This window comes from Kitasatospora sp. NBC_00039, assembly GCF_045160625.1.
Lineage (GTDB): Bacteria > Actinomycetota > Actinomycetes > Streptomycetales > Streptomycetaceae > Kitasatospora.
The window spans coordinates 5,308,624-5,323,294 of sequence record NZ_CP108289.1; the positions used below are offsets into that span (position 1 = coordinate 5,308,624).

Here is a 14,671-nt window from a genome sequence, read left to right on the forward strand (position 1 = left end):
GAATCCGGTCGGATTCTCCCGGGTGCCTCCGGCCCCCACCCGCGGGACGGCATGGAGTGCTGCGGCACCCCGTACCCAAACCCGATCAAAGACCAACTGACGTCAGCACGGCGTACAGAACTGTCCTCAGGAGGACTGCAGTGGCGAAGGCGAAGTTCGAGCGGACGAAGCCCCACGTCAACATCGGCACCATCGGTCACATTGACCACGGTAAGACGACCCTTACCGCGGCCATCACCAAGGTGCTGCACGACGCGTACCCGGAGATCAACCCCTTCACGCCGTTCGACCAGATCGACAAGGCGCCGGAGGAGCGGCAGCGCGGTATCACCATCTCGATCGCGCACGTCGAGTACCAGACCGAGGCGCGTCACTACGCCCACGTTGACTGCCCGGGTCACGCGGACTACATCAAGAACATGATCACCGGTGCGGCCCAGATGGACGGTGCGATCCTCGTCGTCGCCGCCACCGACGGCCCGATGCCGCAGACCAAGGAGCACGTCCTCCTGGCCCGCCAGGTCGGCGTCCCCTACATCGTCGTCGCCCTGAACAAGGCCGACATGGTGGACGACGAGGAGATCCTGGAGCTCGTCGAGCTCGAGGTCCGTGAGCTCCTCTCCGAGTACGAGTTCCCGGGCGACGACCTGCCGGTCGTCCGCGTCTCCGCGCTGAAGGCGCTGGAGGGCGACAAGGAGTGGGGCGAGAAGCTCCTCGGCCTGATGCACGCGGTCGACGAGAGCATCCCGACCCCGGCCCGCGCCGTGGACCAGCCGTTCCTGATGCCGATCGAGGACGTCTTCACGATCACCGGTCGTGGCACCGTCGTCACCGGTCGTATCGAGCGTGGCATCCTCAAGGTCAACGAGACTGTCGACATCATCGGCATCAAGGAGACCAAGACCACCACCACGGTCACCGGCATCGAGATGTTCCGCAAGCTGCTCGACGAGGGCCAGGCCGGCGAGAACGTCGGTCTGCTCCTCCGTGGCATCAAGCGCGAGGACGTCGAGCGCGGCCAGGTCATCATCAAGCCCGGTTCGGTCACCCCGCACACCGAGTTCGAGGCCCAGTCCTACATCCTGTCGAAGGACGAGGGTGGCCGTCACACCCCGTTCTTCAACAACTACCGCCCGCAGTTCTACTTCCGTACCACGGACGTGACCGGCGTCGTGACCCTCCCCGAGGGCACCGAGATGGTCATGCCGGGCGACAACACCGCCATGACGGTCGTGCTGATCCAGCCGATCGCCATGGAGGAGGGCCTCAAGTTCGCCATCCGTGAGGGTGGTCGTACCGTCGGCGCCGGCCAGGTCACCAAGATCCTCAAGTAATTGACGATCTGACACTTGACCCCTGGTCAAGGAGGGCTTGGCGGAGATCACTTGATCTCCGCCAAGCCCTCTGTCTTTGGGTGAAAATTCTTGCTCTATGATCTTTTGGATTAGCCGGAGTAAAGAGGGGCGCCCGCGTGTGCCCGATAAAGGGATGGGGACTCAGGGTCTCGATGGAAAGACTCCGTACCATGGCGGCCACGGTTCCCTTGCCCGAGCAACCTGAACAGGGCAGCGCGTCCGGGCCCGTGGACCCCTCCGCCAAGCCGGCCCGCAGCCTCCCCGTTCTGGCCGGCGGCCTGCTGGCCTCCTGGCTCCTTCCGGCCGCGCTGATCGCCACCGGCCTGGGCATTCTGGTGCTGCCGCTGCTGGTGGTGGCGGTCGCCTGCGTGATCCGGGTGGGCGGTGTGCTGCTCGACCGGCTGGTGGCGGCGGCCCTGATCGTCGTCGGTGGGGTGCTGGTCTCCGGCCTGCTGTTCTCGCTCTGGCCGTGGGGGCTCTCCCCGATCCCCACCTCGGGTGTCCTCTTCACCGCTGTGACGCTGACCGGCTGGCTGAGCCGCCGGGCGCCGCGGCTGTCGCTGCGGGTGCGGCCCTCGGACCTCCTGGTGCTCGGCACCACCTTCGGGCTCTGGCACTACCTGCACCGTCCGCTGGTCGGCAAGGGCCCGGGCTGGCGCCTCGAATTCCTGACCACGGCCGAGGACCGGCTGAACCACTTCTCCTACTTCGTCGGGATCGAGCACGTCGGCGGTTACAACTTCCTTCACCAGGAGGCCGCCAAGGCGTACATGATGTCGCCGGCCGAGGCGGTGTACCCGCAGGGTTCGCACTTCCTGCTGGCCTGGGTCGACGCACTGGTCCGGTCGTCCACGGACCTCGGGTCGACGCTCGACACCATGAACCGCTACCTGCTCTACGTCCTGGCCGCCTACGCCCTGCTGGGCACGGCCCTGGTGTGGGCGGCCCGCTGGATCGGCGGACCGCGACTGCGCGGCTGGCGCACCGCAGCGGTGTGCGGGTCGGTCGCGGCGCTGGTGTTCTCGAGCAACTACACCGACCTCGTCACGCACGGCTTCGATTCGACGATCATCGGCCTGCTGATGGTGGCCGTGACCGTCGCCTTCCTGGTGCGGCCCGCCATGCGGACGCCCGAGTTCGTGGTGGTCGCCGCGCTCGGCCTGATCACCGTCACCTACGTCTACAACCTCTTCGGCGCCGTCGCGGGCGTCGCCGTCCTGGCGGCCCTCGTCGCCCACCGCCGGAGGTTCCGCCGCAAGGCCTGGCTGCTCTACGGCCTGGCCGCCGTGGTCACGCTGGGCCTGGCCGGCCTGCCCAGCGTGGTCTCCGTGCTCTCCAAGCTCGACGTGGCCAGCACCTCCAACCTGGGCGGCCCGAGCGTCGGGGCGGACCGGACGATCCTGGTCGGAGGCCTTCTGCTGGGGCTGCTGGCCGCGGCCGCGCCGACCAGCCGACGGACCGGGACCGGCCAGGCGCACCTGGCGCTGGTGCTCGGCTCCGGCCTGGTCATCGGCGGCTTCGCCTGGTGGCAGATGCACACGATCGGCCATGTGTCGTACTACTTCGAGAAGCTTGCGGGCACCGGCGTGGTGATCGCCCTGGTCTCGCTGGGCGCAGTCGGCCCGCTGCTGCGGACCACGCCGCCGGCCCGGGTGAGCGTGCCGGGGCGCAGGGTGAGCGACGCCGTCCTCTCGGTGCTCTCGGTGGCGACCGCGTTCAGCCTCTTCGCCGGGGTCCAGTGGGGCATGGAGTCGTTCAAGGCCGCGCCCACGGCCTGGCACAACAACTCGCTGATGGCCTGGAGCCGGGGAGATGCCTGGAGCGACATCGGCCCCCGCGACGGTGCCACCGTCATGGAGGACCTCGACGGCATCTCCGGGCCGATGATGGTCCTGTACTCCAACGACGACTACAAGAACCTCAAGTCGACCTGGATCGCCACGCTGCTGCGGGACCGCGGCGGTGACATGCTGCCGCTGTACGAGACCCACTGGGTCAACATCGGCGCGGCCGAGCGTCCGGAGGCGGAGTACCAGGCTGCCCTGGTCCACGTGAGGAAGGCCGCCGAGAAGCTGGGCGAGCCGATGACCGTCGTGGTCGCCGACCAGGCCACCGGTGACCGGATGCGCAAGGACCTCACCGGTTCGGCGCCGCGGATCACCGTGGTGGTCAAGCCCGGCAACAACTGGATCCACCCGTGGAACCGCAGCTTCCCCGGGGACTGACAGTGAGCCCGACGCCCGGCCCGCGAGCGCCGGGCCGATGACCGCGAGCGCGGGGCGCCGCCCGTCCGACGGGCGGCGCCCCGTCGTCGTCCCGGCCGGTGCGGACGGGCCCCGCCGAGGGGGCCGCAGGGCCCTCAATCCCTGCTCATCGATCTCATAGGGGGCTCACGACCAACTGCTATTGTCGGCCGTGATCCAGCCCCACCAGTGGAAAGCGGGACCAACTCATGTCGAGGGCACCGCAGTTGTCGGTCGTCATGCCGATCTACAACGAGCAGGAGGCGCTTCCGCTGACTGTTGCGCGCCTGCGTCCCATCCTGGACGGGCTCGGGGTCGACTACGAGGTGGTCGGTGTCGACGACGGCAGCACCGACGCCACCCCGGTGCTGATGCAGAAGATCCGGCAGGACTGGCCCGAGTTCCGGATCATCCGGTTCTCCCGCAACTCCGGGCACCAGGCCGCGCTCAAGGCCGGCCTCCACCGGGCGTTCGGCGACTACGTGGTGAGCATCGACGCGGATCTCCAGGACCCGCCGGAGAAGATCCCGGAGATGCTCGAGCTCGCCCGCGAGGAGAACCTCGACATCGTCTACGGGGTGCGCGGGGACCGCGGGACGGACAGCTTCTTCAAGCGGCGCACGGCCGGCGCCTACTACTGGCTGATGCGCAAGCTCGTCGGCAAGCGGATGCCCAGCCAGGCCGGCGACTACCGGCTGCTCAGCCGGGCGGCGGTGGACGCGCTGAAGGCGCTGCCCGAGCACCAGCCGGTCTACCGGCTGCTGGTGCCGTGGCTGGGCTTCCCCAGCGGGGAGGTGGTCTACGTCCGCGAGGAGCGGGTCGCCGGCGCCACCCACTACCCGCTGGCCAAGATGGTGCGGCTCGCCCTCGACAGCATCACCAACTTCTCGGCCACCCCGCTGCGGCTGGCCACCTGGCTCGGGCTGCTGAGCTTCCTGGTCTGCATCTGCCTGGCGATCTACACGACCGTCGCGTGGGCGATCGGCTCCACGGTGCCCGGCTGGTCCTCGCTGTTCATCGGGATGCTCTTCATCGGCGCCGTCCAGCTCAGCTGCGTCGGCATGCTCGGCGAGTACGTCGGGCGGATCTACTCGGCCGTCCAGGCCCGCCCGGCGTACTTCATCGGCTACGACTCGGCCGAGGAAGAACGGGACGGAAACTCCTGATGACCTTCACCGGCGAACCGGTCCGGCCGCCCGAGGCGGGCCGGACCACCCGGCGCCAGCTGCCGTCCTTCCTGGTCATCGGCGTTCTGAGCACCCTCTTCTACCTGCTGCTCTACGTGGCCGCGCGCTGGTTCACCGGCGCGCAGGCGGCCAACCTGATCGCGCTCGCCGTGAGCGCGATCGCCAACACCGCCGCCAACCGCCGGTTCACCTTCGGGATCACCGGCAACGAGGGCGCCCTTCGCCACCAGCTCCAGGGCGCGGTGGCCTTCCTGATCGGGCTCGGGCTCAGCAGTGGCGCGCTCGCCCTGCTCGACGCGCTGGTACCGGACGCCTCCCGGCCGGTCGAGGTGGCCGGGCTGGTGGTGGCCAACGGGCTCGCCACGGTCGCCAGGTTCCTGCTGCTGAAGGTCTGGGTGTTCCGCGGCCGCTGAGCCCGCCGCGGCGCCGGTCCGAGGCCCCAAGCCCAAGGGCCCGGCCGCAGTCGATGCGGCCGGGCCCTTGTCGGCAGTCCCGGATCAGGCCTGGTGGGCCTTGCTCAGGCCCGCGGTGAACTCCTTGACGGCCTTGTAGTCCGGCAGCAGGCCGCCGGCCAGGGCCTCGGCCAGCGAAGGCGCCTGGGCGTCCTTCGCGGAGAGCTGCGGGGCGTCGGCCGGCCACTCGATGCCGAGGTCCGGGTCGAGCGGGTGCACGCCGTGCTCACCGGTCGGGTTGAACGTCTCGGAGCACAGGTAGCTGAGCGTCGCGTCGTCGCTGAGCGCGCAGAATCCGTGGCCCAGGCCCTCGGAGATGTAGACGGCCTTGCGCTCGTCCTCGTCGAGCCGCACGCCCTCCCAGCGGCCGAAGGTCGGCGACCCGACCCGCAGGTCCACGATGACGTCCAGCACCGCGCCGCGCACGCAGGTCACGTACTTGGCCTGGCCGGGCGGGACGTCGGCGAAGTGGATGCCGCGCACGACACCGCGGCTGGAGACCGAGAGGTTGGCCTGGGCCAGCCGCAGCGGGTGGCCGACCACCTCGGCCAGCTTGTCGAAGCGGAACCACTCGGTGAACAGACCACGGGGATCGCCGTGCAGCTGGGGCGTGATCTCCCAGGCGCCCTCGATGGACAGCTCGTTGAACTTCACCGCGCGCTCTCCTCGTCCAGCAGTGCCACCAGGTACTGGCCGTAGCCGCTCTTGAGCAGCGGCTCGGCGAGCTCACGCAGCTGCGCGTCGTCGATCAGGCCGGCCCGCCAGACCGCCTCCTCGATGCAGCCGATCTTGAAGCCCTGGCGCTCCTCGATGACCCGGACGAACTCCGAGGCCTGCACCATCGAGACGAACGTGCCGGTGTCCAGCCAGGCGGTGCCCCGGTCGAGGATCGTCACGTGGAGGTCGCCGGCCTGGAGGTAGGCCTCGTTGACGGCGGTGATCTCCAGCTCGCCGCGGGCGCTGGGCTTCAGGCCGCGGGCGATCTCGACCACGCGGTTGTCGTAGAAGTACAGGCCGGGAACGGCGTAACGGGACTTGGGCTCGGTCGGCTTCTCCTCGATGGAGATGGCCTGGCCGTCCTCGTCGAACTCCACCACGCCGTACGCGGTCGGGTCGGCCACCGGGTAGGCGAAGACCCGGCCGCCCTTGGCGTCGGTGTGCTCGGCGAGCCGGGTGCCGAGGCCGCTGCCGTGGAAGATGTTGTCGCCGAGGATCAGCGCGACGGGCTCGTCGCCGATGAAGTCCGCGCCCAGCACGAAGGCCTGGGCGATGCCCTCGGGGCGTTCCTGGACGGCGTACTCCAGGCGGAGACCGAACTGGGAGCCGTCGCCCAGCAGGCGCTCGAACTGCTCCCTGTCGTTCGGGGTGGTGATGATCAGGATCTCGCTGATCCCCGCCATCACAAGGGTCGAGAGGGGGTAGTAGATCATCGGCTTGTCGAAGACCGGGAGGAGCTGCTTCGACACCGCCCGGGTCAGCGGCCAGAGCCGCGAGCCGGTGCCGCCGGCCAGAAGGATTCCACGCATGCGTGCACCTTATTCGAGTCCGGAGCGGCCGGTGAGGCCCGGGTCGGTGGGGGCGCCGGCGCGACGGTAGACTACGCCGCACTATGCGCATCCTCGTGACCGGCGGTGCCGGCTTCATCGGTTCTGAATTCGTCCGCCAGCTCCTGGGCGCCGACACCACTGACCAGATCACTGTCTTCGACAAGCTCACGTACTCGGGCGTCGAGGCCAACCTGGCGCCGGTGGCGGGCCACAGCGGCTACTCCTTCGTCCGGGGTGACATCTGCGACGTCGACGCCGTCGACCAGGTCATGCCCGGCCATGACGTCGTCGTCCACTTCGCGGCCGAGTCCCACGTGGACCGCTCGATCGCGGGTGCCGGCCCCTTCGTGCTGACCAACGTCGTCGGCACCCAGGTCCTGCTGGACGCCGCCCGCAAGCACGGCGTCGGCCGCTTCGTGCACATCTCCACCGACGAGGTGTACGGCTCGATCAACGAGGGCTCCTGGACGGAGGAGTGGCCGCTGGTGCCGAACTCCCCGTACTCGGCCTCCAAGGCCTCCTCGGACCTGCTGGCGCTGGCATACCACCGCACGCACGGCATGGACGTCGTGGTGACCCGCTGCTCCAACAACTACGGGCACTACCAGTTCCCGGAGAAGGTCATCCCGCTGTTCACCACCAACCTGATCGACGGCAAGAAGGTGCCGCTGTACGGCGACGGCGGCAACGTCCGCGACTGGCTGCACGTCTCGGACCACTGCCGGGGCATCGAGCTGGTCATGCGCGGCGGCCGCGCCGGTGAGGTCTACAACATCGGCGGCGGCACCGAGGCCACCAACAAGGAGCTCACCGGCCTGCTGCTCGAGGCCGCCGGCGCCGGCTGGGACATGGTCGAGCACGTCGCCGACCGCAAGGGCCACGACCTGCGCTACTCGATCGACATCAGCAAGATCCGCGAGGAGCTCGGCTACGAGCCGCAGGTTCGGTTCGAGGACGGCCTCGCCGCCACCATCGCCTGGTACCGCGAGAACCGCGCCTGGTGGGAGCCGCTGAAGACGAAGGCGGCTCTGGAGAAGTGACCGCCAACGCCTCCGGCCAGGTCCGCTGGCTCGTCACCGGCGCGGGCGGCATGCTCGGCCAGGACCTGCTCGCGGTCCTGGCCGCCGACGGGTCCGCCGAGGTCACCGCCCTGGGCCGGGCCGACCTCGACATCACCGACGCGGCGGCCGTGCTGGCCGCCGTCGAGGGCCACGACGTCGTCGTCAACTGCGCGGCCTGGACCAACGTCGACGGCGCCGAGAGCGCCGAGGAGGCCGCCACCGCCGTCAACGGAACCGGCGTGCGCCACCTGGCCGCCGCCTGCGCCAAGACCGGTGCCCGGCTGCTGCACGTCTCCACCGACTACGTCCTGCCCGGCGACGCCACCGAGCCGTACGCCGAGACCGCGCCGACCGGCCCGGTCAACGCCTACGGTCGCAGCAAGCTGGTGGGGGAGCAGGCCGTGGCCGAGCTCCTCCCGGAGCACGGCTACGTCGTGCGCACCGCCTGGCTGTACGGCGAGCACGGCAAGAACTTCGTCGCCACCATGCTCAGGCTCGCCACCCAGCGCGACACCCTCGACGTGGTCGAGGACCAGCAGGGCCAGCCGACCTGGTCGTTCGCCCTCGCGCGGCACCTCGTCGCGCTCGGCCTGGCCGCGCTCGCCGGACAGGCCCCGGCCGGGGTCTACCACGGCACCGGCAGCGGCCGGACCACCTGGTTCGGGCTGGCCCGCGAGACGTACCGGCTGAGCGGGCTGGACCCGGAGCGGATCCGCCCGACCACCTCCGCGGCCTTCGTCACCCCGGCCGTCCGGCCCGCGTTCAGCGTGCTGGGCCACGAGCGCTGGGCGGCCGCGGGCCTGAGCCCGCTGCCCGACTGGCGTGAACAACTCGCCGAGGCGCTCGGCACGCCCGTCTTCACCGAACTGGCCACCGCGGCCCGGACGACCGAGAGCGACAGATCTCAGTGAAGAATCCGCTGACGAAGGTGGCCGCCGCGCTACCGCCGGGAACCCTGGCGGTGGCCGGCGGCACCGTCGTGCTCGGCGCCGCCTCGTACATCCACCTCGGTGTGGCGGGCCACAGCCTGTCGGTCGACGACATGGCGAACGTCTCACTGCTCTGGACGATCGTGATGTCCGTCGGTATCGGCGTGTTCTTCCCGATCGAGCAGGAGCTCACCCGGATCGTCGCGGCCCGGGCCGCCCTCGGCCACGGCGCCACGCCGGTCCTGCGCCGGGCCACCCTGCTGACGGGGGCGATCCTCGGCACCGTCCTGCTCGCGCTGGGCGCCGGCTCCGGGAAGATCGCCGACGTGATGTTCCACGGCGACCGCTCGCTGGTGCTCGCGCTGGGCGGAGCGTTCGCCGGCATGGCGGTCTGCTACCTCACCCGCGGCGTGCTGGCCGGCCTCGGCCGCTTCGGCGCCTACGGCACCCAGCTCGGTATCGACGGCGGTCTGCGGATCGGGCTCGCCTTCGCCTGCGGCCTCGCCGGCGTGCACTCCGCCCTGGCGTTCAGTCTGATCCTCGCCGCCGCGCCGATCGCCGCCACCCTGGTGACGCTGCCCGCGCTGCTGCGGGTGGTCAAGCCCGGGCCCCGGATCCCCTGGTCCGAGCTCTGCTCCGGGCTCGGCCTGCTGATCTGCTCGACCCTGCTCTCCCAGGTCGTGGTGAACGCCGCCGTGGTGAGCACCAAGCTGCTCGCCCCGTCGGACTCGGCCCTGATCGCGGCGCTGCTCAACGCGCTGGTGCTGGCCCGGGTCCCGCTGTTCGTGTTCGGCTCGCTGCAGGCCTCGCTGCTCAACGGGCTGTCCGCGGCGATCGCGGTCGGCGACCGCGCGGCCTTCACCGGCATGCTCCGCCGGATCGGCGCCGTGGTCGGCTTGCTGGGCCTGCTCGGCGGGATCCCGGCGGTGGCTCTCGGCCCCTGGCTGATCCAGGTGCTGTTCGGCGCCAAGCCGGTGCTCGGCTGCCTCGACTTCTTCTGGATGTCCGCCGGAACCGTGGCGTACATGTTCGCGATGGTGCTCGGCCAGGCGCTGATGGTATTCAGACGGCACAACCTCCAGCTGCTCTGCTGGGCGGTCGGCACCGTGGTCCTCGCCGGGGTCACCTTCCTGCCGGGCGAGGTGTCCACCCGCGTGATCCTGGCCTACGCGGCCGGATCGGTGGCCACCGTGCTCGGTATGCTGGCGGCGCTCAGGCGCAGCTTCCCCGGTTCGACGGCGAGCCAGGCCGGTTCCGCGCAGAGCACGTCGGGTCAGGCTATGCCTACCCTGAGTGCCGGGGTGGTCGGCGAATGACCGCATCGGCCCCCGATATACAGATTGCCGCGCACGAGCGCGGGCGACACCCCGAACATGGAGCCCCCGTGTCCCAGTACGACGATGTCTGGCTGGTGATCCCGGCCTACAACGAAGGCCAGGTGATCGCTGACGTTGTGGAGGGAGCGCGCAAGACGTTCCCCAACATCGTTGTGGTCGATGACGGCAGTGCGGACGACTCCGCCAAGCACATCATGACCACCGGTGCGCACCTGGTGCGGCACCCGGTCAACCTCGGCCAGGGCGCGGCGCTGCAGACCGGCCTCGCCTACGCGCTCGCCCAGCCCGACGCCAAGTACTTCGCGACCTTCGACGCGGACGGCCAGCACCAGACCGCCGACGTCGAGAAGATGGTCGCGGTGCTCCGTGCGGGCGAGGCCGACGTGGTCCTCGGCTCGCGCTTCATCGAGCAGAACGGCCAGGTGCCGTGGATCAAGCGGGTCGTCCTGCGAACCGCCGCGACGGTCAGCCCCACCGCGCGCAAGCTCAAGCTCACCGACTCGCACAACGGCCTGCGGGTCCTCAACCGTGAGGCGGCCAGCCGGCTGCGGATCACCATGAACGGCATGGCCCACGCCTCGGAGATCGTCAGCTTCCTGGCCGGAGCCGACCTCCGGGTGGCGGAGCTCCCGGTCGACATTCTCTACACCGACTACTCACGCGCCAAGGGTCAGTCCCTGATCAACGGCGTCAACATCATCTTCGACATTTCGCTTCGGGAGCGTGGCCGCCGATGAACTACTTCTGGATCCAGCTGGTTCTGATCTTGGGCGCGGTCTCCCTTGCGTTCATGTTCATCCGGCGCTGGGACGCAGCGAACACCCGGGCCTGGAAGCGCATCGCCTTCTCCGTCTTCGTGATCGCGAACATCTACGCGATCCTGCGCCCCGGCGACGTGACCTGGATCGCGCACAAGATGGGCGTCGGCCGCGGCACCGACCTGGTGCTGTACGTGATGGTCCTGGCCATGGGCTTCCTGACGCTGAACACCTTCCTGCGTTTCCGCTCGTTGGAGAAGAAGCTCACCGACCTCGCCCGCACCGTGGCGATCAACGAGGGCGCCCGGCTGAACGAGGAGCGGTTCGACCTGGACCTCCCGGTCTCGGCCCCGGCCGACCGCAGCGGAGTCTGACCGTCATGGCCACCTTCGAGTTCATGCTGCCGTACTACGGCGACGTGGCCCTGATGCAGGCCGCGGTACGCAGCATCCTGGGCCAGAGCGACCCGGACCTCCGGCTCACCGTCGTCGACGACGGCAAGGAGCCGGACGTCCCGGGCTGGTTCGCCGGGCTCGGTGACGACCGGGTGCGGTACCTGCGCAACGAGCAGAACCTCGGGATCACCAAGAACTTCCAGAAGTGCGTGGAGCTCTCCACGGCCGACCACGTGGTCATCATGGGCTGCGACGACCTGCTGCACCCGCACTACCTGGAGACCGTCCGGGCGATCCTCAAGGACAACCCGGACCTGGGCATGGTGCAGCCGGGCGTCGAGGTGATCGACGGCGACGGTGTGGTCACGTACGGCCTGGCCGACAACGTGAAGGGGAAGCTGTACGCCCCGAACGTCAAAGGCCGGCGCCTGATGGGCGGCGAGGAGCTGGCGGCCAGCGTGCTGCGCGGCAACTGGCTGTACTTCCCGTCGATCTGCTGGCGGGGCGAGGCCCTGCGCGCGGTCAACTTCCGTGACGAGTACTCGGTGATCCAGGACCTGGCGCTGGTGGTCGACCTGCTGGAGCGCGGCGAGTCGATGATGGTGGACAACACCACCACCGTCTTCCAGTACCGCCGGCACGCGGTCAGCGAGTCGTCGGTGCAGGCCTTCTCCGGTACCCGCTTCACCGAGGCGGAGCGCTACTTCAACGCGGTGGCCGAGCGGATGGACGCCCGTGGCTGGCCCAAGGCGGCGCGTGCGGCCCGGGTGCGCAGTGCCTCGCGCTTCCACGCCATCACGATGCTCCCGGGCGCCCTGCGCCGGGGCCAGAGCGCCGGCGTGAAGGTCCTGGCGCGGCACGCCTTCACCGGCGGCCAGCGCCACGAGGGCTGACCGGGGACCGAACTGCTGCTCCGGCCTCCGGAGCAGGGCGACGAACGGAGAAGAGCCCGGCCCCGCTGCTCAGGCAGCGGGGCCGGGCTCTTCGCGTTCCCGGGTGGCGGGTCAGTCGGCCAGCAGGGTCATCACGGTGCCGACCACGCCGGCGGCCTTGGGCCGGGCCGGGAAGGGGTTGGACGTGGGGCAGCCCAGCGTGCCCTGGTCGGGCGGGCTGTCGAGCTGGGAGGAGAGGTCGACCGGCTTCTGGCAGTGGTTGTTCGGGGCGTACTTCGAGCAGTGTCCGTCGGGGCTGGCGGTGGTCTGGGCGTACCAGGCGAGGTCGCTGGGAGAGCTGCCCTGCTGGTTCGGCGCGGACTTGTCGACGGTGGCCGGGTCGCCGCCCTGGGGGTGCGGCACGGCCGTGTCGACGGTGGCCGACTCGCCGCCCCGGTGGTTCGGCATGAACTTGTCGACGGTGGCCGAGCCGGCCATCCCGAACAGCAGGCCGAGGCCGCAGAGCGCGCCGAGGGCGACCGCGCGCGGGGTGAACCGGGGGAGCACCCGGGCCGGACCGGCCGGCGCGGCCCGGTCGCGGCCGGCCCCCCACCGGCGGGTGGCCAGGTAACAGGCGAGGCCGGTGAGCAGGAGCGTGCAGTGGAGCAGCTGGGCGCTGGTGCGCGGGTACAGCATGACCGCCTGGTCCCGCTCCATGTGGGAGGCGAACCAGTAGCGCATGACCAGGGCACTGGCTGCGCACGCGGCGGTGACGAGGACCGACGGGCGGTCGATGCCGAGGGCCAGGGCGATGCCGAGGCCGGCGAGCAGGACGATCGAGAAGAGCCCGACCCCGCCGAGCTCGCCCGGCAGCGGCCAGGTGCTCCAGGCTTCCGAGCCCGGAAGGTCGTCGCGCCACATGGCGAAGTAGGTGGGTTCGACGTAGGTGTCGAAGTAGCAGTACCGGTCGACGGTCGAGCCGGCCGAGGAGAGCAGGCGCACCAGATAGGTGCCCGCGACCGCGAGGAAGACCGCGGAGGTGGTGAGGATGGTGGTGCCCGCCGTCACCAGAGCCTGGGTCCCGGCGTCCCGCCGGACCCGGAGCACCACCGCGCCCGTCAGCACGACGATGCCGAGCGCGGACCAGACGAACCAGCCCGAGTAGAGGATGAACAGCAGGCCGATCGCCAGGCCCAGCGCGCCGCCCTGGAACGCGGCGCGCCTGCGCGGGAGTTCGGCGGAACGCTGGAGCACCTGTATCAGCTTGCCGAGCAGCGGTACGAGGGCGACCAGGACGAGGTTGGTGTACGGCTTGTAGGGCTGCATCATCGGCAGCGACGCGGTGACGCCGATGCCCAGCGCCCACAGCGGCGGGAGCAACAGCCGCCAGGACAGGTAGGCGACCGGGCCGAGCAGGGCCGTGAAGAGGAGGCAGACCAGCTTCATGGCGTGGCCGACGTCGCCGCCGGTGAAGTACTCGGCCGTCCAGGCCACCAGGTGCGGGAACATCGGGGGGTAGGCGCCGTCGAGCGGCTTGCCGTCCATCAGGGCGCCGGCCCAGGCCTGCAGCGCGCCCGCGTCACCGCCCTGTCCGTTGAGCGGCCAGGTGGTGTCGCGCAGCGCGAGCGAGATGCCGGACGCGGTGACGCCGGATGCGAGCCCGGCGACGCCCGCCGCCGCGAACCGCAGCGGCGCTTCGGGCCACCGGCGCATGGCCGGGATGCAGACCAGCAGGATGACGCCGAGCAGCACCAGCAGCTGGAGCTGCAGTGCGGCGAGGCCGCTGACCTGCCCGATCCGGGACATCGGGTCCAGTTCGATGAACCGGGCGAGGTAGGTGATCAGCAGTGACGCCGCGACGGCGACCAGGCTCTCGGCTACCAGGAGACGGACGCCGACGCACCCGTTTCGCGCCCCGCCCCTGTGCAGCAGGTGGCTCCGCTGGTGATCGGCCGCGACGGACGCGGTCTGGAGGCTCGTCACTGCTGGGTCCTTAGTGGCCGGGGTGGGTCCGATTGGAGACGGACTGACAGGAGCTCCGGGGCTGGGCTCACTTGCTCGATTGATTCTGCCAGGGGGTGATCACGCCCCCTCTCGCCGGTTCGGCTGCTGGGCGGGCGATCCACGACCGGCCGATGGCAAAGTGCGCGCAAACTGGCGGAAAGCCGTCAGGGCCCCTGTCCGGCACGCGATTTCTGCGCAGAACGCGGCCTGACGGCCGCTTGATCACGCTGGCCCGGGCCAGGGGTGCATGGCAGACTTCGGTGGCGATCCGGAGGGATGGTGGTGGCATGTCCACAATCCGTACCGACTTCTCCCGCGGGTCGGGCCCGGCCGCGTCGTAGCCGCCCGGGCCCGTGGTGCGGCCCGGCCGTGATGAGGCCCCGCCGCCCGCTCGATATGACGGTGAACTGTATATGCTTTTCGCTGGCAGGTGGGGTATACCTGTGCGATACGCCCACCGGCCCCGGCTCCGGAGTGTTCCGCCCCCGCCGGCCGAAGCACCCGGGGCGCCGGTTCCGGTAGGGGTGTCCC

13 protein-coding genes are annotated in these 14,671 nt (G+C 70.2%); 10 read left to right on the forward strand and 3 right to left on the reverse strand.

Annotation, left to right across the window (positions count from 1 at the left end; all coding sequences use genetic code 11):
- Positions 1-140 precede the first annotated feature (140 nt).
- The 4 genes from tuf to OG286_RS23625 all read left to right on the forward strand — a co-directional run bounded on the left by tuf (position 141) and on the right by OG286_RS23625 (position 5,198).
- Positions 141-1,334 carry an elongation factor Tu gene (gene tuf, locus OG286_RS23610; protein WP_313764195.1) on the forward strand — a complete coding sequence of 398 codons (1,194 nt, stop codon included), beginning with the start codon at positions 141-143 and terminating at the stop codon, positions 1,332-1,334.
- A gap of 209 nt (positions 1,335-1,543) precedes the next feature.
- A complete protein-coding gene (locus OG286_RS23615) occupies positions 1,544-3,580 on the forward strand; it encodes a hypothetical protein (RefSeq protein WP_396321473.1) in 2,037 nt (678 codons plus the stop codon).
- Positions 3,581-3,807: 227 nt separating this feature from the next.
- Positions 3,808-4,764 (forward strand): glycosyltransferase family 2 protein, encoded by a 957-nt coding sequence (locus OG286_RS23620; protein ID WP_405365769.1) that lies wholly within the window; start codon positions 3,808-3,810, stop codon positions 4,762-4,764.
- Entirely contained in the window at positions 4,764-5,198 is a 435-nt protein-coding gene (locus tag OG286_RS23625; protein WP_405365770.1) for a GtrA family protein, read from the forward strand. The genes OG286_RS23620 and OG286_RS23625 overlap by 1 nt, the downstream gene beginning before the upstream one ends.
- Before the next feature lie 84 nt (positions 5,199-5,282).
- On the opposite strand, the gene rfbC is transcribed toward OG286_RS23625, so the two are convergent.
- A complete protein-coding gene (gene rfbC / locus OG286_RS23630; protein WP_396321470.1) occupies positions 5,283-5,891 on the reverse strand; it encodes a dTDP-4-dehydrorhamnose 3,5-epimerase in 609 nt (202 codons plus the stop codon).
- Positions 5,888-6,763: a glucose-1-phosphate thymidylyltransferase RfbA gene (gene rfbA / locus OG286_RS23635; protein ID WP_396321469.1), complete on the reverse strand. Its 876-nt coding sequence runs from the start codon at positions 6,761-6,763 to the stop codon at positions 5,888-5,890. The genes rfbC and rfbA overlap by 4 nt, the downstream gene beginning before the upstream one ends.
- An 83-nt stretch (positions 6,764-6,846) precedes the next feature.
- Here rfbA and rfbB point away from each other — a divergent pair, with 83 nt between their 5' ends.
- The 6 genes from rfbB (at position 6,847) to OG286_RS23665 (ending at position 12,157) form a co-directional block, all read left to right on the forward strand.
- On the forward strand, positions 6,847-7,824 hold the full coding sequence (gene rfbB, locus OG286_RS23640; RefSeq protein WP_396321468.1) for a dTDP-glucose 4,6-dehydratase: 978 nt from the start codon (positions 6,847-6,849) through the stop codon (positions 7,822-7,824).
- On the forward strand, positions 7,821-8,756 hold the full coding sequence (rfbD, locus tag OG286_RS23645; RefSeq protein WP_396321467.1) for a dTDP-4-dehydrorhamnose reductase: 936 nt from the start codon (positions 7,821-7,823) through the stop codon (positions 8,754-8,756). The genes rfbB and rfbD overlap by 4 nt, the downstream gene beginning before the upstream one ends.
- On the forward strand, positions 8,753-10,090 hold the full coding sequence (locus OG286_RS23650) for a lipopolysaccharide biosynthesis protein (protein WP_405365771.1): 1,338 nt from the start codon (positions 8,753-8,755) through the stop codon (positions 10,088-10,090). The genes rfbD and OG286_RS23650 overlap by 4 nt, the downstream gene beginning before the upstream one ends.
- A gap of 68 nt (positions 10,091-10,158) precedes the next feature.
- Positions 10,159-10,848, forward strand: coding sequence for a glycosyltransferase family 2 protein (locus OG286_RS23655; protein WP_209414059.1), 690 nt, complete (start codon positions 10,159-10,161; stop codon positions 10,846-10,848).
- Positions 10,845-11,243: a DUF2304 domain-containing protein gene (locus OG286_RS23660; protein ID WP_396321465.1), complete on the forward strand. Its 399-nt coding sequence runs from the start codon at positions 10,845-10,847 to the stop codon at positions 11,241-11,243. The genes OG286_RS23655 and OG286_RS23660 overlap by 4 nt, the downstream gene beginning before the upstream one ends.
- Positions 11,244-11,248: 5 nt before the next feature.
- On the forward strand, positions 11,249-12,157 hold the full coding sequence (locus tag OG286_RS23665; protein WP_396321464.1) for a glycosyltransferase family 2 protein: 909 nt from the start codon (positions 11,249-11,251) through the stop codon (positions 12,155-12,157).
- A gap of 111 nt (positions 12,158-12,268) precedes the next feature.
- Here the strand turns inward: OG286_RS23665 and OG286_RS23670 are convergent, their stop codons facing one another.
- Positions 12,269-14,119, reverse strand: a complete 1,851-nt coding sequence (locus OG286_RS23670) for a hypothetical protein (RefSeq protein WP_405365772.1) — start codon at positions 14,117-14,119, stop codon at positions 12,269-12,271.
- Between the last annotated feature and the right edge of the window lie 552 nt (positions 14,120-14,671).